The following is a 507-nucleotide window of genomic DNA, read 5'->3' as shown; positions in this document are numbered from 1 at the left end:
GATGTCGCGGCTTTCGTCCAGCTCGATCAGGTGGGTCAGTGTGCAGGTCGCGAGGAATGCCATCGTGCACTCCAGCAGGATCGCCGACAGCGCCGCGCCGCAATTCAGGGCGTCGGCCCGGGTATCCCCCGGTGTGGACAGCACGAGGACCTTCGCCTGATCGTCGCTGCACGGGGAGCCGCGCTCGTCCGCCGGATCGACGGGGAACCGGCGGTTGACGTCGACGCGTCGGGCGTCCGCCTGCGACACCAGCGCGCCGTCGGGGATGCCCTCCGCTTCCCGCAACGGCGATGTCCACCACAGCAATTCATGCTGATACGAATCGTCGTAGCGGCGCAGCGAATCGGTGAGCCGCGACGCGTCGGCCAACTGCGATCGCGCGCTGTCGGTCAGCACGTCGAGGAAAACCGCGTCCTTGTCGAAGGAACTCCGCAGGACGGGTTCGAACGATCCCCAGTGCTCGGGGGCGGCAAACGGCAACCGGTTGGTCCGGCGGTGCAAGATCGC

General features: G+C 67.7%; 1 pseudogene. It reads right to left on the bottom strand.

What is annotated here, in order from left to right:
• Window positions 1-507 (bottom strand): annotated as a pseudogene (locus A5787_RS27650) (NAD(P)H nitroreductase); the annotation flags it as partial.

Origin of the sequence: Mycobacterium sp. 852002-50816_SCH5313054-b (assembly GCF_001667185.1) — a bacterium.
In the GTDB taxonomy this organism is placed as follows: Bacteria; Actinomycetota; Actinomycetes; order Mycobacteriales; family Mycobacteriaceae; genus Mycobacterium.
The sequence above is the reverse complement of the archived record's forward strand: the minus strand, read 5'-3'. Positions and strand labels throughout refer to the sequence as shown.